Annotated in this window: 20 protein-coding genes; 8 read left to right on the top strand and 12 right to left on the bottom strand. The window is 69.8% G+C overall.

Annotated elements, in window-relative coordinates; genetic code table 11:
• Positions 1-49: 49 nt before the first annotated feature.
• Together QHF89_RS30595 and QHF89_RS30600 are read right to left on the bottom strand one after the other, a co-directional pair.
• Positions 50-997 carry an acetyl-CoA carboxylase carboxyltransferase subunit alpha gene (locus QHF89_RS30595; protein WP_136927333.1) on the bottom strand — a complete coding sequence of 316 codons (948 nt, stop codon included), beginning with the start codon at positions 995-997 and terminating at the stop codon, positions 50-52.
• Between the two features lie 12 nt (positions 998-1,009).
• Positions 1,010-3,010, bottom strand: a complete 2,001-nt coding sequence (locus tag QHF89_RS30600) for an adenylate/guanylate cyclase domain-containing protein (RefSeq protein ID WP_136965458.1) — start codon at positions 3,008-3,010, stop codon at positions 1,010-1,012.
• A gap of 175 nt (positions 3,011-3,185) precedes the next feature.
• Between QHF89_RS30600 and glpK the strand changes: the two genes are divergently transcribed.
• Positions 3,186-4,697, top strand: a complete 1,512-nt coding sequence (gene glpK, locus QHF89_RS30605; protein ID WP_136965457.1) for a glycerol kinase GlpK — start codon at positions 3,186-3,188, stop codon at positions 4,695-4,697.
• Positions 4,698-5,056: 359 nt separating this feature from the next.
• Positions 5,057-5,866 carry a UPF0158 family protein gene (locus QHF89_RS30610; protein WP_136965456.1) on the top strand — a complete coding sequence of 270 codons (810 nt, stop codon included), beginning with the start codon at positions 5,057-5,059 and terminating at the stop codon, positions 5,864-5,866.
• Between the two features lie 8 nt (positions 5,867-5,874).
• Here the strand turns inward: QHF89_RS30610 and QHF89_RS30615 are convergent, their stop codons facing one another.
• Positions 5,875-6,552 (bottom strand): hypothetical protein, encoded by a 678-nt coding sequence (locus tag QHF89_RS30615; RefSeq protein WP_136965455.1) that lies wholly within the window; start codon positions 6,550-6,552, stop codon positions 5,875-5,877.
• Positions 6,553-6,626: 74 nt separating this feature from the next.
• On the opposite strand from QHF89_RS30615, the gene QHF89_RS30620 reads away from it, so the two are divergent.
• Positions 6,627-7,676, top strand: coding sequence for a BMP family lipoprotein (locus QHF89_RS30620; protein WP_136965454.1), 1,050 nt, complete (start codon positions 6,627-6,629; stop codon positions 7,674-7,676).
• 34 nt (positions 7,677-7,710) lie between these two features.
• Here QHF89_RS30620 and QHF89_RS30625 read toward each other — a convergent pair whose 3' ends face one another.
• From QHF89_RS30625 to folP, 3 genes are read right to left on the bottom strand one after another with little or no spacing between them, the layout of a single operon-like run.
• On the bottom strand, positions 7,711-8,658 hold the full coding sequence (locus QHF89_RS30625; protein WP_136965453.1) for a CdaR family protein: 948 nt from the start codon (positions 8,656-8,658) through the stop codon (positions 7,711-7,713).
• Positions 8,655-9,986: a diadenylate cyclase CdaA gene (gene cdaA, locus QHF89_RS30630; RefSeq protein WP_284721130.1), complete on the bottom strand. Its 1,332-nt coding sequence runs from the start codon at positions 9,984-9,986 to the stop codon at positions 8,655-8,657. The genes QHF89_RS30625 and cdaA overlap by 4 nt, the downstream gene beginning before the upstream one ends.
• 3 nt (positions 9,987-9,989) lie before the next feature.
• On the bottom strand, positions 9,990-10,862 hold the full coding sequence (gene folP, locus QHF89_RS30635; protein WP_342763976.1) for a dihydropteroate synthase: 873 nt from the start codon (positions 10,860-10,862) through the stop codon (positions 9,990-9,992).
• Positions 10,863-11,172: 310 nt separating this feature from the next.
• On the opposite strand from folP, the gene QHF89_RS30640 reads away from it, so the two are divergent.
• Genes QHF89_RS30640 through QHF89_RS30650 form a run of 3 tightly spaced genes read left to right on the top strand, consistent with a single transcriptional unit; the run spans position 11,173 to position 15,694 of the window.
• Positions 11,173-12,909: an HDIG domain-containing metalloprotein gene (locus QHF89_RS30640; RefSeq protein WP_284721131.1), complete on the top strand. Its 1,737-nt coding sequence runs from the start codon at positions 11,173-11,175 to the stop codon at positions 12,907-12,909.
• A 40-nt stretch (positions 12,910-12,949) separates the two neighbouring features.
• The gene (locus tag QHF89_RS30645) at positions 12,950-14,677 is read left to right on the top strand and encodes an acyl-CoA dehydrogenase family protein (protein ID WP_136927340.1); all 1,728 of its coding nucleotides are present in this window, start codon (positions 12,950-12,952) and stop codon (positions 14,675-14,677) included.
• A 48-nt stretch (positions 14,678-14,725) separates the two neighbouring features.
• Positions 14,726-15,694 (top strand): GNAT family N-acetyltransferase, encoded by a 969-nt coding sequence (locus tag QHF89_RS30650; RefSeq protein ID WP_136965452.1) that lies wholly within the window; start codon positions 14,726-14,728, stop codon positions 15,692-15,694.
• A 4-nt stretch (positions 15,695-15,698) separates the two neighbouring features.
• Here QHF89_RS30650 and QHF89_RS30655 read toward each other — a convergent pair whose 3' ends face one another.
• Both QHF89_RS30655 and QHF89_RS30660 read right to left on the bottom strand, forming a co-directional pair.
• Positions 15,699-16,337, bottom strand: coding sequence for a hypothetical protein (locus QHF89_RS30655; RefSeq protein ID WP_136965451.1), 639 nt, complete (start codon positions 16,335-16,337; stop codon positions 15,699-15,701).
• 82 nt (positions 16,338-16,419) lie between these two features.
• Positions 16,420-17,622: an exo-beta-N-acetylmuramidase NamZ family protein gene (locus QHF89_RS30660; protein WP_136965450.1), complete on the bottom strand. Its 1,203-nt coding sequence runs from the start codon at positions 17,620-17,622 to the stop codon at positions 16,420-16,422.
• Positions 17,623-17,790: 168 nt separating this feature from the next.
• Between QHF89_RS30660 and QHF89_RS30665 the strand changes: the two genes are divergently transcribed.
• The gene (locus QHF89_RS30665) at positions 17,791-19,272 is read left to right on the top strand and encodes a serine/threonine protein kinase (protein WP_136965449.1); all 1,482 of its coding nucleotides are present in this window, start codon (positions 17,791-17,793) and stop codon (positions 19,270-19,272) included.
• 139 nt (positions 19,273-19,411) lie between these two features.
• Positions 19,412-20,995: a serine/threonine-protein kinase gene (locus QHF89_RS30670; protein WP_136965448.1), complete on the top strand. Its 1,584-nt coding sequence runs from the start codon at positions 19,412-19,414 to the stop codon at positions 20,993-20,995.
• A 19-nt stretch (positions 20,996-21,014) separates the two neighbouring features.
• On the opposite strand, the gene QHF89_RS30675 is transcribed toward QHF89_RS30670, so the two are convergent.
• The 4 genes from QHF89_RS30675 to rsmD all read right to left on the bottom strand — a co-directional run bounded on the left by QHF89_RS30675 (position 21,015) and on the right by rsmD (position 24,302).
• Positions 21,015-22,391: a trypsin-like peptidase domain-containing protein gene (locus tag QHF89_RS30675; RefSeq protein WP_136965447.1), complete on the bottom strand. Its 1,377-nt coding sequence runs from the start codon at positions 22,389-22,391 to the stop codon at positions 21,015-21,017.
• 72 nt (positions 22,392-22,463) lie between these two features.
• Positions 22,464-23,297 (bottom strand): tRNA pseudouridine(38-40) synthase TruA, encoded by an 834-nt coding sequence (truA, locus tag QHF89_RS30680; protein WP_136965446.1) that lies wholly within the window; start codon positions 23,295-23,297, stop codon positions 22,464-22,466.
• Positions 23,298-23,312: 15 nt separating this feature from the next.
• A complete protein-coding gene (locus QHF89_RS30685) occupies positions 23,313-23,639 on the bottom strand; it encodes a hypothetical protein (protein ID WP_136965445.1) in 327 nt (108 codons plus the stop codon).
• 81 nt (positions 23,640-23,720) lie between these two features.
• Positions 23,721-24,302: a 16S rRNA (guanine(966)-N(2))-methyltransferase RsmD gene (rsmD, locus tag QHF89_RS30690; protein ID WP_136965444.1), complete on the bottom strand. Its 582-nt coding sequence runs from the start codon at positions 24,300-24,302 to the stop codon at positions 23,721-23,723.
• Between the last annotated feature and the right edge of the window lie 18 nt (positions 24,303-24,320).

Consider the following 24,320-nt stretch of genomic DNA (forward strand, 5'->3'; position numbering starts at 1 on the left):
GTTGATGCACATCCGCGGCGTATAGCGCCGGCCCGCCGTGCGGGAAAGGTCAGGCGAGGAAAGAGCCGAGCGCGCGGAAGCGACGATACCGATCGTCGACGAGCTCATCCCCCGAGAGGCCGTCGAGCGAGGTGAGGTTCGGCCACAAGGCCTCGTCGAGCCGACGCGCCGCCTCGTCGTGGTCCTGGTGCGCGCCGCCCGTCGGCTCTTCCACGACGGCGTCGACCACGCCGAGCTGCAAGAGCTCCGGCGCCGTGATCTTGAGCTGCGCCGCAGCCTCGTCCGCGCGCGCGCCGTCGTTCCACAAGATCGCCGCGCACCCCTCGGGCGAGATGACCGAGTAACAACCGAACTCCATCACGAGCACGCGGTTCGCGACGCCGAGCGCGAGCGCGCCGCCCGACCCGCCTTCGCCGATGATCGTCGCCAGGATCGGCACACGCGCCCTCGCCATGGCCGCGAGCGCCGCGCCGATGGCCTCGCTCTGCCCGCGCTCCTCGGCGCCGATGCCGGGATACGCGCCGGGCGTGTCGATGAACGTGAGCACGGGCAGGCCGAACTTGTCGGCGAGCTCGTACATGCGAATCGCCTTCCGGTAGCCCTCGGGGTGGGGCATGCCGAAGTTGCGCTTCACGTTCTCCTTCGTGCCGCGGCCCTTCTGGTGGCCGACCACGACGACGCTGCGGCCGTGGTACGACGCGAGCCCCGCGACGATCGCCTGATCCTCGGCGAAGCGCCGATCTCCTTTGAGCTCAACCCATCCGGTGAAAAGCCGCTTCACGTAGTCGAGCGTGTAGGGCCGGTTCGCGTGCCGAGAGAGCTGGACCTTCTGAATCGGCGTGAGGTCCGCGAAGATCTCGCGCGCGAGCCGCGACGTCTTCTCTTCGAGGCGCTGAAGCTCGGGTTCGAACCTGCGATCGGAGGCGGCGAGCGCGCGCAGGGCCCTCACCTTCTCGACCAAATCCGCGACCGGCTTCTCGAATGGCAGGACGAACATGGCAGGCCGAGGTCACTCCGAGATCGTCGGCTCCGCGAGGATGTTCGCGGGGACCTGCACCGACGTCGCCGCCCGGATCACGTTGAACACGCGCAGCGGCTTCTCTTTGCCCTTCACCTTCGCCGACGGCAACTCCTCGGTCTCGAAGCGCCCGACGAGCCTGTCGTGCGTCATCTCGCTGACCACGATCTGCCCCGCCAACGCGACCGAGCAGAGCCGTGCCGAGGTGTTCGCCGTGTCGCCGATGACCGTGTACGAGAGCGCCTTCGAGCTGCCGATGTAGCCCGCGACGAGCGGGCCCGTGTGAATGCCGATGCCGATCGCGAGCGGCGCGAGGTCACGCTCGAGGCGCCTCCGATTGAAGTCGCCGAGCACCTCGCCCATCTCGAGCGCGCAATGCACGCTGCGGATCGCGTCGTCGGGGTGGATCACGGGCGCGCCCCAGATGGCCATGATCCCGTCGCCCATGAACTTGTCGAGCGTGCCTTCGTACTTGAAGATCGTGTCCACCATGAGCTCGAAGTACTCGTTCAGCATGTCGACGAGCTCTTCGGGCGGGGTGTTCTCGCTCATCGCGGTGAAGCCGCGGATGTCGCTGTTGAAGACCGTGCATTCGTCGACGCGCTGACCGCCGAGGCGCACCTCGAGCTGGCCGCTCATCACGCGCTCGGCGATGTTCGGCGAGAGCAGCCGCGAGAAGCGCTCGCGGGCGATGATCTCGTTCTCGATCTTCTTTCCGAGGATGTTGATCTCGATGAACATCGAGGCCTGGTGGGCCACGGCCACCACGAGCTCGAGGTCCTTCGGCTGGAACTGCGCGAGCGTCTCCGAGTCGAGCCAGAGCACGCCGAGGACGTCCTGCGTGTTGTTCGGCGCGACGAGCGGCACGACGATGGCCGAGCTGATCCGGTTCAGGATCATGCTCTTGCCCTTGGAGGCCGCGAAGTCCATGGCCGCGTCGTGCGTGAGGACGGCCGCGCGCTCCTTGACCACGTGGTTCAGGATCGTCGACGAGACGCTGATCGGCGCCGTGGTCCCGTCGCGCCGCTGCGAGGCGCGCGGCATGAGCTCGCCGTTGTTGTCGTCGCGGAGGAACATCACCCCGCGGTCGGCCTTGATGAACTTGATGATGCTCGCGAGGATCTTGTCGAGCAGCTTCGACGTGTCGCGCTCGGAGGCGATGTCGCGCGCGAGCTCGTGCGAGAGGCGCAGCCGCTCGTAGTCGGCGCGGAGCTGGTTGAGATCACTCGCGAGGCGGTCGAAGGGCAAAAACCCCTTTTCGACGGCGGCGATCTGCGTGCCGATCTGGCGCGCTTGATCGTTCAGGTCGATGCGCGTGCCTTGCGCGACGTACGAGTGCGGGCCCGTGATGAACGTGTGCGCGCCCGAGCCCTTCCCCATCATCGTCATGTTGGGGTTCGCGCCCGGAATGCCGAGCGCCGGGTTCGGCGCAGGGAGCCCAGGCGCCTGCGGACGCGGCGGCAGGTTCGGCGCGACCGGACCGGCTTGCTGCGGCGGCGGACGCGGCGGCATCGGCGGCGGCGCGAAGGCGCCCTGCGGCGGCCGGTTCGCATGCGCGGCAGCGGGCAACGCGGGAAGGACGTGCGCGGACTGGGCAAGCGGGGACGGCGCGACGGGCGCGGGCTGCGGCGTCGCGGCCCACGCTTGCGGTTGCTGCTGCGGCGGCGCCACGGGCGGCGGCCCCCCGGCCGTACCTGCGATCGGCGACGGCGTGTCATCGAAGCGGCCACGCGTCGATCCGAGGGCGATCTCGTCGCCGTGCTTCAGCGGAGCCTCGCCGCGGACACGCTCGTTGTTGACGAACGTCCCGTTCAGGCTGCCGAGATCACGCAGGTAAAACTGCGCTCCGCGGAGCTCGATGATGCAGTGCTCCTTGGAGACGATCTTGTCGAGCAGCTGGATCGAGTTGTTGGGGTGGCGCCCCAACGAGTTCACGGGCCGCAGCTCGATGGCCTGCTGCCCTTCGGCGGTCTGCAGGATCAGTCGAGCCATCAGGTGAGCCGTTGCGCTTGCATTCCGAGAACCACGGGAGGCCCTGCCCGCACGAATGCAGACGGCCGCCGAACCGGTACGCGCAGAAGTGTATTCCTTCTCGTGGAATTAAGCGAGAGGTTCGACGCGCCGATCCTCCTTCCCTCGGCGCGGCGGCCAGGCTAGGCCCGAAACCATGGCCGCCGACCTTCTGCTCGCGATCGACCAAGGGACGACCGGGACGACCGCCCTCGTGCTCGACACAGCAGGGACGACCCGCGGGCGCGCGACGCGCGAGTTCCCCCAGCACTTCCCGCGCCCCGGCCTCGTCGAGCACGAGCCCGAAGACATCTGGCAAAGCGTGCTCGAATCGGTCGAGGCCGCGCTCGGCTCGGCCGGCGTCAAAGGCGATCGCATCGCGGCCGTGGGTATCACGAACCAACGCGAGACCACGCTCGTCTGGCAACGCGCGACCGACAAGCCGATCCACCGCGCGATCGTCTGGCAAGACCGACGCACCGCAGACGCGTGCGCGCGTTTGCGCGAAGGCGGCCACGAGCCCGCCGTGAAACGCACGACCGGCCTCGTGCTCGATCCGTACTTCAGCGGCACGAAGCTCACGTGGCTGCTCGACAACGTCGACGGCGCCCGCGAGCGCGCCGAGCGGGGCGAGCTCGCGTTCGGCACCGTCGACAGCTACCTCGTCTGGCGCCTGTCCGGCGGCGCGATGGGCGGCTCGCCCGTGCACGCGACCGACGTGACGAACGCCTCGCGCACGCTGCTCATGAGCCTCGCGACGCTCGATTGGGACGACGCGATGCTCGAGCTCTTCCGCGCCCCACGCTCGGTGCTCCCGAAGATCGTCGACTCGGCCGGGCTCATCGCGAAGACGCTCGGCTTTCCGCACCTGCCCGACGGCGTGCCGATCACGGGCATCGCGGGCGATCAACAAGCCGCGCTCTTCGGCCAGGCCTGCTTCGATACGGGCGACGCGAAATGCACGTACGGCACGGGCGCCTTCGTCCTCGTCAACATCGGCGCGCAGCCGATCGCGAGCCGCTTCGGGCTGCTGACGACGGTGGGCTGGAAGGTCGGCAGCGAGGTCGTCTTCGCCCTCGAAGGCAGCGCGTTCATCGCAGGCGCGGCCGTGCAGTGGCTCCGCGACGGTCTCGGCATCATCCGCAGCGCGGCCGAGATCGAGCCGCTCGCCGCGAGCGTGCCGTCGAGCGAGGGCGTGACGTTCGTGCCCGCGCTCTCGGGCCTCGGCGCGCCGTACTGGGACCCGGACGCGCGCGGCCTCATCCACGGCATCACGCGCGGCACGACGAAGGCGCACCTCGCGCGCGCCACGCTCGAAGGCATCGCGCTCGAAGTGACGGACCTGCTCCGCGCCATGTGCGACGACCTCGGCAAGCCCCTCGGTCGCATGCGCGTCGACGGCGGCGCCGCGAACAACGATCTGCTCATGCAATACCAGGCCGACACGGCGGCCCTCACGATCGAGCGCCCGATCGAGCTCGAATCGACCGCCCGGGGCGCCGCCATGCTCGCCGGCGTCGGCGCCGGCCTCTTCCGCAGCATGCGGGACGCCGCCCGCATGTCCCGGGTCGAGCGGACGTTCGAGGTCGGAATGCCCCCGGAAGAACGAAAAGCCCACCTCGCCCGCTGGGCCGACGCCGTCACCCGCGCCCGGTCGTCGCGCGCTTGAAGCGCGGGATCCGCCGCCCGGGACAGATGAACTCCGGCCAGACAAGCTCGACCGCTCGCTGGACGAGCATTTCCGGCGCGAACCTGCTACTTCGCTGTTTTCGGATGCCAGACGTGGGACGCTTGGCAAGCCGGCACACCCGACGCCTTGGACGAATCTGTCGCGGCGGCGCCCATCGCACGGAGATGGCCGAGCTTCCGGCCTGGGGAACAGGCACTATGTTGCGAGAGTTCACCCCAAAGCGACCTCACAGAGCGTAAAATTCTATGTCAACGGAGAGCTCCCGTTCTCACTTGGTTCCCCTGCAGAGGCCCGGCCGGCCCGCCACACGTCGGGTCGTGTCGCTCGATGAGGAGGAAATGCCGAAGCCTGAAAATCCTTCCACCTCGGGGGTGGTCTACCGGGACATCCCGATCGATTGGGAGGCGCTGGAGGACGCGTTCGAGAACAACGCGCCCGAGGTCCACTCTTACCTTCACCTCGTGACGGGTGATGTCCTGCGCGTCGTCGACGGAGTCGCGGACCCGCAGATGCACGCGCGCATCGCGGCCGATCCGAACTACCTCCGCATCGATCCCGTGAGCTCTCGCGAGCAGTACCGCTGGATGGAGCGCTTCATCCCGATGGTGGAGGACCCGGAGCTGCAGGGAAAGCTGACGCAAGCGATCGACGGGAAAGGCGCCTTCCGCCGCTTCAAGGACGTGCTGATGAGCTACGGCCCGGAGCGCGAGCGCTGGTTCTCGTTCCGCAGCGAGCGGCTCCGCATCTTCATGGAAGCGTGGCTGAACGCGCACGCGCTGAACCCGATCGCACGTCCCGTGTGGGTGCCCGAGCAGCCGCCCTCGCGCACGGGCGCAGAAGGCCAACCCGCGGACGCCCCCGTCGCCCCGCCCGCCCCGAGCACGCGCGAGCTCCGCGAAGAACCGCCGCGCGAGCTGCGCCGTGGAAAGAGCGTGGAGACGCTGCGCAAGAACCTACGCGACATCGCCGACGCGCTCGGCCCGCGCGACCTCGACACGCTCACGGCCTTCGCAGAGTTCCTGAAGGCACGCCGCGCCGCGCGCTCGTTCGCCCATCACTACGAGGGCAGCCACGCGCACACCGAGGAGGAGCCCGCTCCCGCCTCACAAGAGATCGTCGGCGGCGAAGCGCGCTCCGCTTCGTCCTGACGCGCGCGTCAGCGCGAGCGAACGATCGTGACCGTCACGCGCGAGCGCGCGGTCTGGAAGTAACTCGCGATCGCCTCGCCGAGCCGCTGCGCCACGACCCACCGACCGAGCGCGACCGAGACCTGTTCGTACGGACGGCCCGTGAACGGCGTCGTGCCCGTGCGCAAGAGCGCGCGGAGCTCCGGGTCGCTCGGCGCGAGCATCGGCGCGACCATGCGGTCGAGGTAGAGGCTCGCGCGGGCGTGGCGGCGCAGGAGCGCGTCGATCTCGTCCGAGCCGATCCCCTCGGCCTTGGCCGCGGCGATGAGCTTGTCGCGCCCCTTCACGCGTTGCTCGAGCACCGCGCGCGCGGACTCGGCGCGGCTCGCGATCTCGGTCGCGTCGGGCGCAGGCAGGACGGGCAAGCTCGCGAGGAGCGTCTCGGCGATGTGGCGATCGAGCGCCGCGCGGACGTGGCGATCCGTGAACGGCGCGGGCTCCGGATCCGGATCGGCCATCGCCTCGATGCGCGCTTCGAACGCGAGCTCGCGCTCGTAGACGAACTGCGGACGCGCGACGCCGCCCGTCTCGGGCGCATGCCAGCGGACGACCACGCGATCGAGGAGCGCAGGCTTCGCCTCGGCCTGTGCGCCGGCGGGCGCAGCAAACGCGAGCGCGGCGAGGACGAGGAGGACGGCCGGGCGCATCGAGGGTACGGACTATACCGCGGCCACGCCGCTCCGCCGCTCCATCGAACGAGCGTCTGCGCTAGCCTCGTTCCATGGCCGAAAGGAGCCTCCCTGCCGGATCGCGGCTGACCGTGGTCACGCTCGTCGTGTCGCTCGCGGCGGCTGCGTCGACGCTCCTCCCGGCGCGCGCGGAGGAGCCGCGTCCGGAGGGCCCGCACGCGAACGTGCGCGTGGGCCTCGTGTTCGACGTCGGCGGACGCGGCGACAAGAGCTTCAACGACGCGGCGTACGAGGGGCTGTCACGCGCGTCGCGCGAGCTCGGCGTGACGACAGAGGTGCTCGAGCCGAGCGGCGCGGAGGATCGCGAGGCGGCGATGCGCCTCTTCGCGGCGCGCGGCTTCGACCTCGTGATCGGCGTGGGGTTCATCTTCTCGACCGACGTGAACGTGGTGGCGCGTGATTTCCCGAGCACGCGCTTCGCCTGCATCGACTACGCGCCGCCGATGGAAGGCGTGATGCCGCCGAACGTCACGGGGCTCCGTTTCCGCGAAGAGGAAGGCTCGTTCCTCGTCGGCGCGGTCGCGGGCCTCATGTCGAAGACGGGCCACGTGGGGTTCGTCGGCGGCATGGACATCCCGCTCATCCGCAAGTTCGAGGCGGGCTACCGCGCAGGCGTGCATGAGGTTTGTCCGCGCTGCGAGGTGCACGCGGCCTTCGCGGGCACGACCCCCGAGGCGTTCCGCGATCCGGTGAAGGGCAAAGCGCTCGCGAACAGCGAGATCGCCGCGGGCGCGGACATCGTCTACCACGCGGCGGGGACGACGGGGCACGGCGTCTTCGAGGCGTCGCGCGACATGGGCGTGAAGGCGATCGGCGTCGACGCCGATCAGCACGACGAGATGCCCGGCACCGTGCTGACGAGCATGATCAAGCGCGGCGACGTCGCCGTCTTCGACACGATCCACGACGTGGCCGAGGGCCGCTTCCAGGCCGGGCTGCGCACGTTCGGCCTCGCCGAGGGCGCCGTCGGGTACGTCGACGAAGGGCCCCACGCCGCGGGCATCCCCGAGGACACGAAGCAGAAGGTCGAGGCGCTCGCGCAGCGCGTGATCCGCGGGGAGATCAAGATCCCCGAGCGCTAGAGCAGCGAGCCCTTCGCTCCCTCGGGACGACCCCTCACCACTTCACGAGCACCTTCGGCGGATCGACCACGACCTTCACGTGCGGCACTTCGAGGAGCACGTCGAGGTAAACGCTGCCCGGCTTGCTCACGTCCGCGCCGGAGCTCTTCGGCTCCACGCGCGGCACGAGCGACTCGGGCGAGACCGCGTTCACGTCCTCGTTCGATCCGACGAGGCGCACCTTCACCGTGGGCGGCGTCGTCACGGCGCGCGGCAGCCCCACGACCTCCACGCGCAGGTTCGCGAACTCCTTCTTCGCGAGCTCACGCGTGATCTCGACCGTCGCGATCACGCTGTCGACGACGTCGTAGTTCACGAGCTTCGGCGGCTTGTCGAGCGGGAGCGGCCGGCGGTAGACGCCCTCGGTCAAGCCCGTCACGTCGAACGGCGCCGCGCGCGCGTACTGCATGACGTCCACGATCGAGCGAGCGCCCCGCGCCCGCACGACCTTCGGCTCGGAGCCGATCACGCCCTTCACCGCGAACGTCGGCGCCGGCTCGCCCGTGCGCGCGATCTGCACCGGGATCTCGCGCTCGACGACGTCGTCCCAGCGCAGCTCGATCGACGGCGGCTGGACCTCCTCGATCTGCACGCCCGTGGGCACGCGGAACATGCTCGGCTTGAGGTCGAGGTTCGTCTCGCGTCCGCTGCGCAGGTTGAGCTGGAGCGTGCCGAGATCGTCGCTGCGCAGGTCGTCGAGTTGCGTGCGCGAGCCGCGCAGCGTGACCTTCACCTCGTTCGGGATCTGCGTCATGAGCTGCCGGTTCGCGCTCTCCGGCGGCATGATCGTCACGACGCTGACCGAGAACGTGCGCTGCGCGTTCTCGGCGCCGTGGATGAACGCGTAGATCCCGAGCGCGCAGAGGAGCGACAGGATCTTCAGCCCGATGTTGTCGAGCAACGCCGCGCGGATGTTCTCGCGAAGCCCGTCCTTGGCCGTCATGAGTCGTCACCATGGGTGGGGCTGCCAGCGCCTTCACCCGCGCGTGCAGGGTTGCCTTCGCCCGCGCGCGCGGTCGTCGGCGGCGTGCCCGGCGGCGCGCTCGAAGGCGGACCGGGGGGCGTACTCGGAGGCGTGCTCGGAGGCGTCGCGGCCTGCGGCGCCACGGGGACCACGCCGGGCGGCGGCATCGTGGCCGCAATCGCGGCCGTGGGCGCGGGGTCCGAGGACGGCGGCGGCGGCGGCACGGTCGACGTGGGCACGAACGTGTTCGGCCGCAGGGTCGGCGCCGCGACCGAGGCCGGCGGCATCTCCACGGTCGCGGCCGGGCGCATCGGCATGGCCGCGCTGCTTTGCGGCATGCGGGACGCGGGCGCGCCCGGAACGCCGGGCATCGGCGTCGCGCCGACGGAAGGGGGCGTCGGGATCGACGGACGCACGGGCGGCGCGGGCGGCGGGATCGCCGGCGTGCGCGAGGGCTGCGGCGGGGCCTGTGTGGGCGGGGCCGGGGGCTTGCGCGCGGCGGCGGCCTTTTGCTTCTTGCGCGACGAGCGCCCGAAGAGGCCGAGCAGCGCGTGCCGGAGCGACTGGCCGTCGAGGTTCGAGACGATGTTGCCGCTGAAGCAGAAGCTGATCGTCCCGCGCTCCTCGCTCACCACGACGACGACCGCGTCGGTCTCCTCCGTGATGCCGAGCGCGGCGCGGTGGCGGGAGCCGAGGCTCGCGTCGAGCACCTTCGTCTCGGGCATCGGGAAGAACACGCCGGCGCGCGCGATCTTGAGGTCGCGGATCAAGACCGCGCCGTCGTGAAGCTTGTTCACCGACTCGGGGACGAACATGCTGACGAGCAGCTCTCGCGTCACGACCGAGTCGAGGACGATGCCCTCGCTCTTGCAGAACTCGAGCACGTTCGCGTCCTGCTCGAAGGCGATGATCGCGCCCATGCGATGGCGCGCGAGCTCCGTCGCCGCCGCCACGACCTCGTCGATGACGCGCGACTGCTGCTCGCGCCCTCCGGCGAGCCACGCCTTCGAACCCATGCGGATCAGCGCGCGGCGGATGTCGTTCTGGAAGACGACGACGACGATCAGGATGATCGACGAGAGCAGCCACGAGAGCAGGTGCAGGAGCGTGACGAGCTCGAACGTCTTCGCCGCGAGGTAGAGCAAAAAGACGATGCCGAGCCCGAGGCCCATCTGCATCGCGCGCGTCCCGCGCATCACGAGGAGCGCGCGGTAGATGACGTACGCGACGATGAAGATGTCGATGAAGTCCCGCAGGATCTGCAGGAACGGGCGCGGGGCGAAGAGGCGAAGCAGGCCGTCGAGCATGGCTCAGGCGTCCCCTCCTCGGCGCGCGTCGATCGCCGCCGCCACGGCGAGCGCTTGCACCACCGCCTTCACGTCGTGCACCCGCACGATCGCCGCGCCGCCCGACACGCACGCGAGCACCGCGGCGATCGTCCCGCCAAGCCGCTCGTCCGGCGGCGCGAGCGCGCTCGCGTCCGGATTTGCCGCGCGCGCGACGAACGATTTCCGGCTCGGCCCCACGAGCACCGGGAAGCCGAGCGCCGCGAGCTCGTCGAGCCGCGCGCAAAGCTCGATCGAGTGACGCGCGTTCTTCGCGAACCCGAGCCCCGGATCGAGCACGAGGTCGTCGCGCGGTAGGCCCTCCGCGAGCGCCCGCTCGGCCGCTTCGGTCCACTCGCGCGCGACGTCCGCGACGACGTCCTCATACGCAGCGTCGTCGTACATCGAGAAGCCGCGCATGTCGGTCATCGATCCGCGGCAATGCATGAGGACGAGCGAAGCGCCGGAGCGTGCGCAAAGCGCGCCGAGCTCGGCCGCAGGCTCGAGCGACACCGTGTTCACGATGCGCGCGCCCTCGCCGAGGGCCCACGCGGCGACGTCGGGCAAGGTCGTGTCGATCGAGACCACCACGCCGAGCTCCACGCTCGCACGGATGAGCCCGCCGATGCGCCGGATCTGCTCAGCCGCGTCGATCAGGGAAGCACCCGGCCGCGTCGATTCGGCGCCGATGTCGAGGATGTGCGCTCCTTCGATCACGAGCCCCCGCACATGCGCAACGGCTGCCGCATCATCCAGGAATCGTCCCCCATCCGAGAAAGAGTCCGGGGTGCGGTTACAAACCCCCATGACGAGCGCGCCCCGTCGGCTCGAAAGAAGCGCGCGGAGCGGGGACGACATTGTGTGTGCGTAGCAAGTTCCGAGCCGGCCGGCAATCTTCGACCGTGTGCGGCAAAAACCCCACGATCCGTCAGCGAAATCCTTGGACTTTCCCGAGGTCGTCCTTGCAGACGTCCGGGCGCGGCCGGTCCGTGTGTGTTCGTCGGGTGGCGCGGCACGTGCGATCTCCCTGACGCGCGGCGAAATGCCTGCTACGGTCGGCCGATCCGCGTGTCCGAGGCGTCTCGGGCCGCATTCGGCCGAGGCCACGCCGCGGCCCGAGCGAATGATGCTAGCCACGCGTGTTCGAGCAGGGGCGACGGCCGGCCTCGTGCTGAGCCTGATTTTCGCCGCACTGTTCACGGCCATCGGCACCTTCGACCTGTACGTACCCTCCCTGGCACCTCGCCTCGGAGAAACGGCGCCGGTCACGCTGCGAATTCCCTACGGCCCGCGGATCGTCCGCGACGCTCGCTCGGGCCGGCTCGCCTACGAGCACGCCCGCGTGATCGTGCCGCGCGGCACCCTCCTCCACGAGGAAAACGACGAGCACCGCGCCGCCTTCGCCTACGAATCGACGCGCAGGCCCCCGGCGACGGCGCGCCTCGTCTCGGTGTTCGTCATCCATTTCATCGTCTGCCTCATGCTCACCGCGTACCTGCGGCGCTTCGGGCAGAACCGCGTACGGCTCTTGCGCGCGCAGATCGGGCTGCTCAGCCTCATGGCGGGCAGCGTCGCGCTCGCCAAGGGCATGCTCCTGCTCACGGCGCTGCCGGAGTTCTGGGTGCCGATGGCGGCGCTGCCGCTCTGGGTCGCGCACGCCTTCGATCGACGCACGGCCTTCCTCGTCGATCTCGCCGTCGCCTTCGTCGCCGCCTCGCTCCTGCGCTTCGACAACCTTCTCTTGTCGGTGCTGCTCGTGCGCGGCGTCGCGGCCACGCTCTTCTTCTTCGATCGCAAGCACGCGCGGCAAATGGTCGTCGCCGGCACGCTCGCCGGCATCTCGGGCGCGGTCGTGTTCATCGCGCTGACCGTCGTCTACGAGGGCCGCTTCAACGTGCTCGCCGACATCTTCCGCGGCACGAGTTCGAACGTGCTCGCCTGCATCGGCGGCGGCATGCTCGCCGGCATCCTGGCGCGCGCGCTGCGGGATCCGGCCGAGCGCGCGATGGGCCATGTGTCCCGCGAAAAGCTGATCGATCTCACCGACCTCGAACAACCGCTCCTGCGGAAGATGGCAGCGGAGGCGCCGGGGAGCTGGGAGCACGCGCGCGCGATGGCGAACCTCGCGGAGGCCGCGGCGAGCGCGATCGGCTCGGACGCGCTGCTCACGCGCGTCGGCGCGTACTACCACGACCTCGGCAAGACCGTGCAGCCCAAGTACTTCGTCGAGAACCTCGCGCACGGCGAGAAATCGCCCCACGAGGAGCTCGACCCCGAGGTCTCGGCCGACGCGATCATGGCGCACGTCGTGATGGGCACGAAGATCCTGCGCGACGGCCGCATCCCCGAGCCCGTCGTCGAGTTCGCCTACACGCACCACGGCACGCAGGTCGTCGAGTTCTTCTGGCACAAGTGCAAGGAGCAGGGAAACCCGCGTGGCCTCACGCAGGAGTACTTCCGCTACCCGGGCATGAAGCCGCAGACGAAGGAGACGGCGATCCTCATGCTCGTCGACTCCATCGAGGCCGCGAGCCGCACGATCTGGCCGCCCGAGCAGAAGAAGTTCGAGGAGATGATCCAGCGCGTCATCTTCACGAAGCTGTCGAGCGGTCAGCTCGACGAGTCGGGCCTCTCCCTGGAAGACCTGCGCATCATCACGACGCGCATGGCGACGACGCTCGTGAACCTCTACCACGGCCGCATCAAGTACCCGTGGCAACGCGACAGCGCGAAGCAGGAGGCCGAAAAGACGCCCATCGTGCACGGCGCGCCGCCCGCGAACACGACCCCCGTCGTGCACTCGCCCGCCGAGCTGCCCGAGCCAAAGAGCTCGAAGGACGGCCCGAAATCCGGCGAGGCGAAGGGCGAAGGCAAGTCCGCGACGACCGAGGAGTCCGCGAGCTGACGACGGCGCCCCTCGCGGGAAAACTTGCTACAACGAGCGAGTGCCCCCGCTGATCGAGCAAAGCTTCACGAAGGCGCTCTTCCACGGCGTGATCGCCGAGGACATGATCTTCCCGTACCCGGAGATGACCTCCGAGGAGCGGCAGAGCACGTCGATCATCCTCGACAGCGTCCGCCGGTTCTTCGCGGCGAACGTGGACAGCGCCAAGATCGACCGCGACCACGAGATCCCGAAGGCGGTCCTGGACGGCCTTCGCTCGCTCGGCCTCTTCGGCCTGCAAATCCCCACCGAGTACGGCGGCATCGGCCTCTCCACCGCGGCCTACGCGCGCGTGATGCAAGAGATCGGCGGCATGGATGCCTCGATCGCGGTCACGCTCGGGGCGCACCAGTCGATCGGCTACAAGTCGCTCCTGCTCTTCGGCACCCACGAGCAGAAGCGACGGTATCTGCCGCAGCTCGCGACCGGCGAGTCGGTCGCGGCCTTCGCGCTCACCGAGCCGTCCGCGGGCTCCGACGCGGCGGCGATCAAGACCCGCGCGGAGGCGGTCGACGGCGGCGCAGCCTACGTGCTGAACGGCTCGAAGATCTGGATCACGAACGGCGGCTTCGCGGACGTCTTCACCCTCTTCGCCCGCACGAGCGCGCTCGAAGAGGGCTCGAAGCCGAAGATCACCGCCTTCCTCGTCGAGCGCGGCATGGGCGTCACGAACGGGCCGAACGAGCACAAGCTCGGCATCCGCGGCTCCTCCACGACCGAGCTCTTCCTGGAGAACGTGCGCGTGCCCCGCGAGAACGTGGTCGGCGACGTGGGCAAGGGCTTCAAGGTCGCGATGGAGGTCCTGAACTCGGGGCGCCTCGGCCTCGCCTCGGGCTGCGTCGGCGTGTGCAAGACGCTGCTCCGCCTGGCGATCGCGCGCGTCGAGGAGCGCCGCGCCTTCGGCCGCAACATCGGCGACTTCGGCCTCATCAAGGACAAGATCGCGCGCATGCTCGCCGAGACGTACGCGCTCGAATCGATGACGTACCTCACGGCCGGCCTCGTCGACTCGAAGATCGCCGACTACTCGATGGAGAGCGCGATCTGCAAGGTGAAGGGCTCCGAGACGCTCTGGAGCGTCGTCAACGATACGCTCCAGATCGCGGCGGGCATCGGCTACATGCAGGACTATCCGTACGAGCGGATCCTGCGTGACTCGCGGGTGAACCTCATCTTCGAGGGCACGAACGACATCCTCCGTTGCTTCATCGCGCTCTCGGGCATGGCCGCGCCGGGCAAGGCGCTCGCCGAGGTCGTGAAGGCGATGCGCGAGCCCATCAAGGGCTTCGGCCTGCTCAGCGATTTCGCGCTCCGCAAGGCGCGCGCCGCGCTCGGCCGCGAGCGCATGACCCGCGTGCACCCGCTGCTCGGACGCGAAGCCGTGATCTTCGAGGAGTACGTCTCGGAGCTCGCCGTGCAGGCGGAGAACGTGCTGCGCAAGCACGGCCGCGACATCGCCGAGATGCAGTTCACGCAGCTCCGCATCGCCGACATGGTGATGGATCTCTTCGCCGTGGCCGCGTGCCTCACCCGCACGACACGCGCGATCGAGCGACGCGGCGAGGACGGGGCGCGGCGCGAGATCGATCTCTGCTCGCTCTACCTGAACATGGCCCACAAGCGCCTGCGGCAGAACGTCTCGGACTTCGCGCGCAACGACGATGAGCTGCGCAAGGCGATCGCCGGGCGCGCCTACATCGACGGCGCGTATCCGTTCGACGTGCTCTAGCGCGGGCGGTCGAGCGATCCCGGCGCGTGCCTTGCACGACGCCCGGGCGTGACGACGTCTCCTGGATTCCTCATCGAACGCGCCGACGCGCGACATCGCGACTTCGTGCAGCATTTGCTCTCGGAGCACCTGCCCGGGTCGGACGTCGCGCGCAGGTACACTTGGCTCTACGAGCAGAACCCGCACGGCCGCGCCGTGACGGTCATCGCCCGCGACGAACGGACCGGGGAGCCGCTCGGGATCACCTCGGCCTTCCCGCGCCGCATGCTCATCGCCGGCCGCACGCGCCTCGGCTCGGTCGGAGGCGACGGCTATGTGCGTCCCTCGGCCCGCCGTCGTGGCATCGCCACCGCGATGCACCGCGCCGCGCTCGAAAGCATGCGCGCCGAGGGCGTCGAGATCATGTTCGGCCCGCCCGAGCCGCACAACCTCCGCGCCCTCGAACGTGCCGGCGCGCGCGTGGTTTGTCACGTCCGACGCTTTTCTCGCCCGCGCGTCCTGCAGAGCCTCCTCGGCCCCCTCGGCCGCTTCCTTGTCCGCGGCGCGCGCCTCGTGCCGATCGAGGGGCGCGACCGCCGGGTCGATCAGATCTTCGAGCGTGCCGTCGACGGCAGCGTCGTCACGCCCGTGCGCGACGCCGCCCACTACGCGTGGCGCTTCGTCGACAGCCCCGCCCGCGCGCAGCGCGCCTACGTCGTCTTACGCCGGGACAAACCGCTCGGCCTCTGCGTGCTCGAACGCTCGGACCGCCGCGTCGCCCTCGTGGACGTCTTCGCGCATCCGGACGATTTCGGCGACGCGCTCACGATCATCGCCTCCGCCTCGGGCGCGGACTCGCTCGTGACGCAGCTCAACGACCGCGGCCCGCACGCGCGGAGCCTCGCGCGCGCCGGGTTCTTCCCGCGCGAGGGCAAACCCTTCCAGGTCCACGCCTGCGAAGGCATGGATCCGGCCGTGTTCGACGCGAATCGCTGGTACCACACCTGGGGCGACGGCGACCTCGATCGCGTGCTCTAGCCCCTCAGCGCACCGCCATCGGACCGATCACTTCGAGGATCGCATCGATCTCCAGCACGCGGGCAAACGCCGCGAGCGACACGCGCTTCTGCGATCCCGAGCTCGCCTCGTTCACCCCGATCTGGCCCGCGGTGATCGCCTCGCGCAGCGTCGCGATCGCGTCCTTGTGCTGCCCGAGCGGACCGTCGCTCGGATCGAGCGTCGTCTCCGGCTGCACCTTTCGACCGGGCAGCTCCACCTCGAACATACAGCCGGTGCGGTTGTCGATAACCCCGTAAATGTACACGCTCACCTCGGGCGCGGGCAGCGCGCCGAAGGTCCGCTCGAGCTCGTGCAGGAGCGCCGCGAAACGCGCGCCGTCGAGGCCCGTCGGGAGCAGCACGCCGTCGCGGGAGAGTTCGACCATCCGCTCGTGCAGGTACCCGAGCAGCATGCTGCGCAGCCGCTCCGTGAACGCAGGCGACGACGCGCGCCCCGACGACGCTGCCGCCGCCTCCTCGACGGCCGTGATCAGAGCCTCCGCCGAGAAGACCGACACGTCGATGCAAAGATCCGTACAGAATGCGTGGACGAACGCGGCTGCGTCTCTCCGAATCCCTTCGTCGAACCCTGCGAGCGCCTTCGTGAGCGGCTCGGTGATCATGCAGGTGGGCCTCCTCGGTCGACGCCCCAGCGTAGCGCCGGAAGTCGCCCGCAGGTAGGCGCGCAAAAGCCGCGCTTCGTGTTCAGATCGCCGCTTCTTGCAGGGCCGCGCTCGCCTCGGCCATGACGTCCGGCCAGGTCGGATCCGGCGTCGACACGTACTCGGCGATCGAACGAGCGTCCTCGCCTGCCTCGATCGCGCGCCGCGCCTGATCCGATCCCGTGAGCAGATCGAACGCGGGGATGGTGTCGATGTACTCGTACCGCTCCGTGCGGAACGTGAAGTTCTGCGGGTTCTGCCGGCGCGCCAGGGCGACGAGCGCGGTGTACGTGGCGACGGGGCGGAATGTCATGCGATCGGCGACGTGGATCTGCACGCCGCCGCAAATCTGCCCGGCGTGCTTCTGGAAGGTCGGCCGGAACGTGAGAGGCCGGGCGACGAATCCTTGCAGGCCCGTCGCCCGGAGCCCCTGCGCGAGCTGATGCCCGTCGATCCACGGCGCGCCGACGATCTCGAAGGGCTGCGTCGTGCCGCGCCCCTCGGAGAGGTTCGTCCCTTCGAGCAAGCAGCCGCCCGGGTACACGATCGCCGTGCAGCACGTCGGCATGTTCGGCGAGGGCATCACGAACGGCCGGTCCCAGGCGTCCGCGTACTTCTCGCGGTCCCAGCCTTCGACCGTCACGATCGAGAGCGCGTCGCCGAGCGGGATGCCCTCACGCCGCGCGAAGAGCGCCACGGTCTCGCCGATCGTGAGCGAGTGCCGGACCGGGATGGGCTCGAGGCCAACGAACGACAGGAAACCCGGCGCTTGCGAGCGGCCTTCGATCGTGCGGCGTGATCCCGTGATCGGGTTCGGTCGATCGAGCAGGATCACCGGCACGCCGGCCTTCGCCGCCGCGCGCGTCGCGAGCAACGCGGTCCAGACGAACGTGTAGTACCGCGAGCCGACGTCAGCGAGATCGATGAGCAACACGTCGATCGACGCGAGGTGCTCGGGCCGCGGCGAGAGGTCCTCGAAGCGGTCGCCGTAGAGGCTGATGATCGGCGCGCCCGTGCGCTTGTCGCGCGCGTGCGGCACGTCGACCATGTCCTGCGCTTCGCCTCCGTAGCCGTGCTCTGGCCCGAAGAAGAGCGCGGGCTTGGCGCCGATACGCGCGAGCACGTCACCGATGTGCTCGATGCCCCGATCCACGCTGGCCGGATGCGCGAGCACGCCGAAACGCGTGCGGTTCAGGCGGGAGGTGACCGAAGGGAGGCGAGGGAGCCGATCAAGTCCTACGAGCACTTTCCGGCCGTACTCCGGCCCTGGCCGCTCGTCCAGGGGTGAGCACATGACTTACCAGGGTCTCCACAATTCTGAGGGAAATCATAGGGGTTCGCGCTTTGCGCGCGCAGGAATCCGTCGCCGTGGTAGCTTACATTTCGTCTTTTCGGGGGGTTACGGCGCCGCACGATGGCTCTTCAGATCGGCCAGATCTACGGCGGCAGGTACCGCGTCCTTCGCGTGCTCGGCGAAGGCAAACACGGCCCCGTGTACGAAGGGGAAAACGTCGAGATCCATCGGCGCGTCACCCTCGAAGAGCTCGCGCCGTCGCCGCGCGCGCGTCCCGCCGATCTCGCAGCGTTCGCACACGACGCACAGGCGGCGAACGGCGCGCCGTCCCTCCACGTCGACAAGATCCTCGAAGACATCGAGATCGTCGGCGGCGCGCGTGTGCTCGTGAAGGAGCCACGCGAAGGGATCACGTTGCGCAAGCGCATGCGCGAGCGCGGCCGGCTCGATGCCGACGAGACGAGCCGCATCGGCATCGAAATCACGCGCGGCCTCGTCGCCGCGCACGCCGTCTCCGTCGTGCACCGCGCCCTCGAACCGGAGAGCATCTTCCTCGCGCGCAGGCACGAGCCCCGCATCGAGCACGTCAAGCTCCTCGATTTCGGCGCCGCTCACATCGCGGAGAAGCAGCCGCCCGACCATGCAACGCCGTACACGGCCCCTGAACAGATCCGCACCACGAACGAAATCGACGCGCGCGCCGACATCTACGCGCTCGGCGTGATCCTCTACGAGTGCCTCGCCGGGCAGGCCCCCTTCGCCACGAGCGCCGAAGATGAACTTCTTTTCAGCATTGTGATGCAGGACCCTGCACCTTTGGAGAAGCTCGCGCCGGACGTCGACCCCGAGCTCGCGACGATCGTGCACAAGGCCATGGCGCGCGACCCGAGGGTCCGGTATCAACGCGACCAAGACCTCGCGCTAGCGCTCGCCACGTTCCGGGCTCGACGTGGCCTCGGCGCCGTCCCTGAGGTGCCTTTTGCACCGCACTCTCCGCGCCCGCCATCGCCCTCCATGAGCGCCCCCGGGGACGACGACGACGACCTGATGATCGCGGACCACGGCACGGTCATCATGGACCGTAAGCCGCACTTTCCCGCGCGTCCGCCGCCGCCGAATCCGCCGCCGCCGAATCCGCCGCCGAGCCAGCGCCACCCGGCCCCCATGTCCATGGGGCAGCCGCCGATGTCGAGTCCGGCGCCCGCGGGGCTGCCCGTCCTGCCTTCGTCGATCACCGGCCTCCCCGCGCGACCGCAGCCGCAAGCCGCGCGTCCGCCGCAAGCGCTCGCCCCGATCGTCGGCGGCGCGGCGTTCGTGATCGTGTTCGTCCTGGGCGCGATCATCATGCTGATCGTGCGCTTCACGCAGGATCCGACCGAGGCAGCCACGCCTCCGGCCGCCTCGGCCTCCGCGGCGCCCGTGCCTTCGGCCGTGCTCCCCGCGGTCACGGTGACGCCGGTCGAGACCTCCGAAGCGGTGGAGGGGTCCACGCGGGTGATCACGCCGCCGCAGACGCCTGGCACGAACACGAAAGGCACAGGGCCCGCGCGCACGTCCCCCACGAAAGGTACGGGCAAGCGCCGCATTTCGGACGACCTGTGAGCGCCTCGGAGATCGTACGAGGCCGTCGGTCCGACCGTCGAGAACTCGACTCCATGCGCCTTCCGCGCGGTATGATGCAACGCCCACGCGCGCTCCGGGACCGTTCCCGGATCTTCCTCCCGACCCGATAGGGCAGCCGATGACGCTTCAGCCCGGCAACACCATCGAAGGCAAATACCGCATCGTCCGCCTCCTCGGGCAGGGCGGCATGGGCGCGGTGTACGAGGGCGAGAACGAGCGCATCCATCGCCGCGTGGCCATCAAGGTCCTGCACGCGTCCGTCTCGGGCAAGGAGGACGTCGTCCAGCGCTTCGAGCGCGAGGCGCAAGCCGCGGGCCGCATCGGCTCTGAGCACATCGTCGAGGTGCTCGACCTCGGCAACCTGCCGAGCGGCGAGCGCTTCATGGTGATGGAGTTCCTCGACGGCCAGAGCCTCGGCGATCGCATCAAGAAGCGAAAACGCCTCACGCCGCAGGAGCTCGCGCCGCTCATCCACGGCATGCTCGAAGGGCTCGCGGCCGCGCACGACGCGGGGATCGTCCACCGCGATCTCAAGCCCGACAACGTCTACCTGATCAACAACAAGAACCAGCGCGACTTCGTCAAGATCCTCGACTTCGGCGTATCGAAGTTCTCCGCGCTCGACACCGACATGAGCATGACCAAGACCGGCGCGGTCATGGGCACGCCCTACTACATGTCGCCGGAGCAAGCGCGGGGCGGCAAGATCGACGCGCGCAGCGACCTCTACTCGGTCGGCGTGGTCATGTACCAGGCGATCACGGGGCGCCTGCCGTTCCAGGCGCAGACGTTCAACGAGCTCGTCTTCAAGATCGCGCTCGAGTCGCCCGATCCCGCCGAGCTCGTCGTGCCGAACCTCGACCCGAACTTCGCGGCGATCATCGCGAAAGCCATGATCCGCGACGCGAACGTCCGCTTCCAGACGGCGCGCGAGTTCCAGGCGGCCGTCGCGCAGTGGATGATGGCGAATCCTGCGGGCCCCGAGCTCAGCGCCGGCCGCATCCCCACGATCCAGCCGGGCATGTTCGACCCGCGCATGAGCCAGCAGAACCCGCTCGTCGGCACGGGGCCGCTCGGTTTGCCCGCGGGGTTCGATCCGCGCATGAGCCAGCAAAACCCGCTCGTCGGCACGGGACAGCTCGGTTTGCCCGCTGGGTTCGATCCGCGCATGAGCCAGCAAAACCCGATGGTCATGGGCCAGCAGCCCATCCCGGGGACGAGCCTCGGCATGTCGCACCCGAACCTCGGCATGTCGCACCCCGGGCTCACGGTCGCAGGCGCGCCCCCGAAGAGCGGCAACGGCGCCATGGTCGCGATCGGCCTGCTCGGCACGTTGCTCGTCGCCGCGAGCGGGCTCATCGTCTGGAAGTTCGTGCTCGACAAACCGGCCCCCGGAACGCCGCCGGCCATGACCACGCAAGCCGCGGCGACACAGCCGCCGCCGATGCCGACGCCCACGCCGACGCTCGCGCCGACGCCCACGGCTGCGGCGACGGAGGAGGCGCCGACGCCGGCCGATACGAACACGGCCGCGGTCGGCACAACGACGCCGCCGATCGGCGTGGGGGGTCCGCTGCCGACGGGCGCGCGCACGAGCAACACGGCGCCGTCCGGCACGGGGACCGGGACGGGCAAAAAGCCGCCCACGCCGACGACGACGGCGACGTCGACGGGCGGTCGCAAGATGGGCAGCGATCTCTGAGATCGCGGCCCGCGCAGACCTACCGAACCGCCGTGTAAAACGTCGCCTTGTCGCGACGAATCCGCAGCAAGAGCCGCCCGTCCTGCGCCGCTTTCTGCACGTCGGCCGACAAGGGCAGCCGCGCGAAGTCTGCCTCCAGCACGACGTCGCCGGGCTTGAGCCCCGCCCGATCCGCCGGCGAATCCGCCGACACGGCCACGATCTGCGCGAGCGAGCTGCCGCCGTCGATCTCCACGTCCCGCAGCGTGATCCCGAGTCCCTGCGGGCTCGACACCTTGCGCTCGACCGGCAAGGCCGGCGGCGACGTCTCGCTCTTCGCTTCGAGCGTCACCTTCGTCTGGTAGCGCTTGCCGGAGCGGATCACCTCCATCGCCAGCACCTCGCCGTCGTCGTGCAGGAAGAGCTCGCGGATCACGTCCTGCGCGTCGGCGATCGAGCGCGCGCCGATCTTCGTGACGATGTCGCCCGGCTCGAGGTGCGCCTTCTGCGCAGGCCCGCCGGCCACCACGGTGTTGACGAGCGCCCCCGAGGTCGGCGCGCTCGGAATCTCGGCCGCGAGCTGCGGCGTGAGGTCCTGGATCCCGATGCCGATCCAGGCGCGCATCACGCGCCCCGTCTTCAGGATCTGCGTAGCCACGCGCCGCGCGATGTTCGAAGGCACGGCCAGGCCGATGCCCTGGCCCTTGCTCACGATCATCGTGTTGATGCCGAGCACCTGGCCGTCGAGGTTCACGAGCGGCCCGCCGGAGTTGCCCGGGTTGATGCTCGCGTCCGTCTGCAGATAGTCCTCGATCGCGTTCATCCCCACGCCGCCGCGTCCCTTCGCGCTGAGCACGCCGGTGGTCACGGTGTGGCCGAGGCCGAAGGGCGATCCGATCGCCACGACCCACTCGCCCACGCGCGCGGCGTCGCTGTCTGCGAACGTCGCGACGGGCAGGTTCGTCGCGTCGACACGGAGCACGGCAAGGTCGGTCGCGGGGTCACGGCCGGCCACGCGCGCGGACAAGGTGCGGCCGTCCTTGAGGCGCACGTTGATGGCGCGCGCGTCCTCGATGACGTGGTTGTTCGTGAGGATCGCGCCGTCGGCCGAGAAGATCACGCCCGAGCCCATCCCACGCGTCGTCGCGTCGGCGCGGAACCAGCGGCCCGCGGAGCTCTCGCCGCTTCCGACCGTCACGTCGATCTGCACGACGGCCGGGCTCGTCTTCTCGGCGACCGCGACGAACGTATCGCCGAGCGCGCGCACGTCGGCCGCCGTGGGCAAACCTCGCGCGGGCGTGGGGAGCGCGGGCGGCGGCGGGGCCTTCGGGCGCGGGACCTGCGCGGAAGCGACCGCAGAGGCCGAGCCGAGCCCGGCCATGACCAGCATCGAGGCGAGCATGCAGCGAGGGCGCATCGTTCCTCCGACGAAGACAGGGGTTCGATTATGGATCTCTCGGGGCCACGAAAGCACGCGGAAGACGCGCGCCTACGTCCCCGTCTCGCTCGGCCACGCCTCCCGCCCCTCGTCGGCGAGCGTCACCGAGACCAGATACAGTCCATCGGGAGGCGCGGTGATGCCCGCGTCATCCCTGCGCTTCGAGGCGAGCGCGCGCGACACGGCGCCGGGCGCGAGCCGCTCCCGCGCGACGTCCACGAACGTCCCGACGAGGATACGCACCATGTTGTGCATGAACGCGTCGCCCTCGACCTCGATCCGGACGAGGCGGGGATCGTCCCGGTCGACCTCCACCGAGACACGCCGCAACGTTCGCACCGTGTTTTCCCGTGGATCCGCGGCGGACCGGAACGCAGCGAAGTCGTGCGTGCCGACGGCGAGGCTCGCTTCGGCCGCGGCGCGCGTGATCGCGGCGTCGTCGCGGAGCTGATCCACGCGCCACACGCGCCCTTCGAGGAAGGGATCCCGCACGAGGTCGCGCAGGAGCAGATATCGATACCGCTTACCCTGGCTCGCGAACCGCGGCGTGAACCCGCGCGGCACGAGCGACGCGCGGCGCACCGCGATCTCCTTCGGCAGATGCCTCGCCGTGCCGAGCACCCATCCTCGCGGCGGGACCACACGCGACGGATCGAACGCGACGCGCTGGCCGAAGGCGTGTACGCCCGCGTCGGTGCGGCTCGATCCGCGGATCTCGCGGATCGTCGGATCGAGGGCGCGGACCGCGGCGAGCAGCTCGCCTGCGATCGTGCGGCGATCCGGCTGGTGGGCGAAGCCAGAGAAGATACGGCCGTCGTAGGCGACGGTGAGAAGAATGCCGTCGGGAAGGGGGGATTCGCCCCTCTCGTCAGCGGGCTCGTTCATGGAAGGGGTCGCTGGCTAATTGCCACCGCCACCGCCGCCGGAGCCTCCGGTCGGCTCGGGCGCGGCGCCGTAGCCGTAGAGGCAGGCTTGGAGCTCGTAGCCCTGGAGGTCCTTGCAGCACTCGGCCGGGGGCGAGACCTTGCCGTTGACGACGCAGGTAGCGAACGGGTTGCAGCCGTTGTCGACGTCGATGTGCCCGTTCTCGCTGAGGTCCTGGTTGCACGTGGGCGTCGTGCCCTCCTCGGACGCGCACGCCGCGGCGCCGCACAGGAGCGCCACGACGATCGCCGCGAGCAGCGGAGAGGCCTTACCGACGCCTTTCGGGGAAGTGAGGGGTTTCATCGAGGTCGTGCTCATGGCTGGAAAGGGGTGCGCGCGAGCGCGGTGCGTGCGCTCTCTCGCGAAGCGATGCGTTCCTGTACCTTACCCATCTGCGGCCCCGGAGGGAACGTCCTCCGCGCGCGTGTACAAGGAGATCGCCGTATCTCCGTAGATCCGCGTCTCGTCGCGGACGAGGCGCGCAGGCTCGGGGGGAGCGTCGCGGCTCGCGTGTTCGAGCACGACGCGGGCTCCGGGCGCGGCGAGGTTCGACGTCTCGGCGGCGAGCGCATCGAGCACGCGCGCCGCTTCGGCGAGCGCGGCGTACGGCGGATCGAGCAGGATGAGCTCGAAAGGGCCGAACGGCGCGAGCGACGCGAGGGCGCGTGTCACCGGCTGCGTGATCACCCGCGATGCGCTCTCGATCCCGAGCGACGCGAGGTTTTGCCGGAGCGCGGCGAGCGCGGGGCGGCCGTTCTCGACGAACACCACGCGCGAGGCGCCGCGCGAAATCGCCTCGATCCCGAGCGCGCCCGTGCCTGCGTAGAGGTCGAGCACGGCCGCGCCCGAGACGTCGCCGAGCACGTTGAAGAGCGCCTCGCGCACGCGGTCGCTCGTCGGCCGCGTGGCGTGCCCCGATGGGGCGACGAGCCTGCGTCCGCCGAGCGAGCCGCCGATCACGCGCATGGGTGGAGAGGTGGAGAG

Origin of the sequence: Polyangium sorediatum (assembly GCF_029946465.1) — a bacterium.
In the GTDB taxonomy this organism is placed as follows: Bacteria; Myxococcota_A; Polyangia; order Polyangiales; family Polyangiaceae; genus Polyangium; species Polyangium fumosum.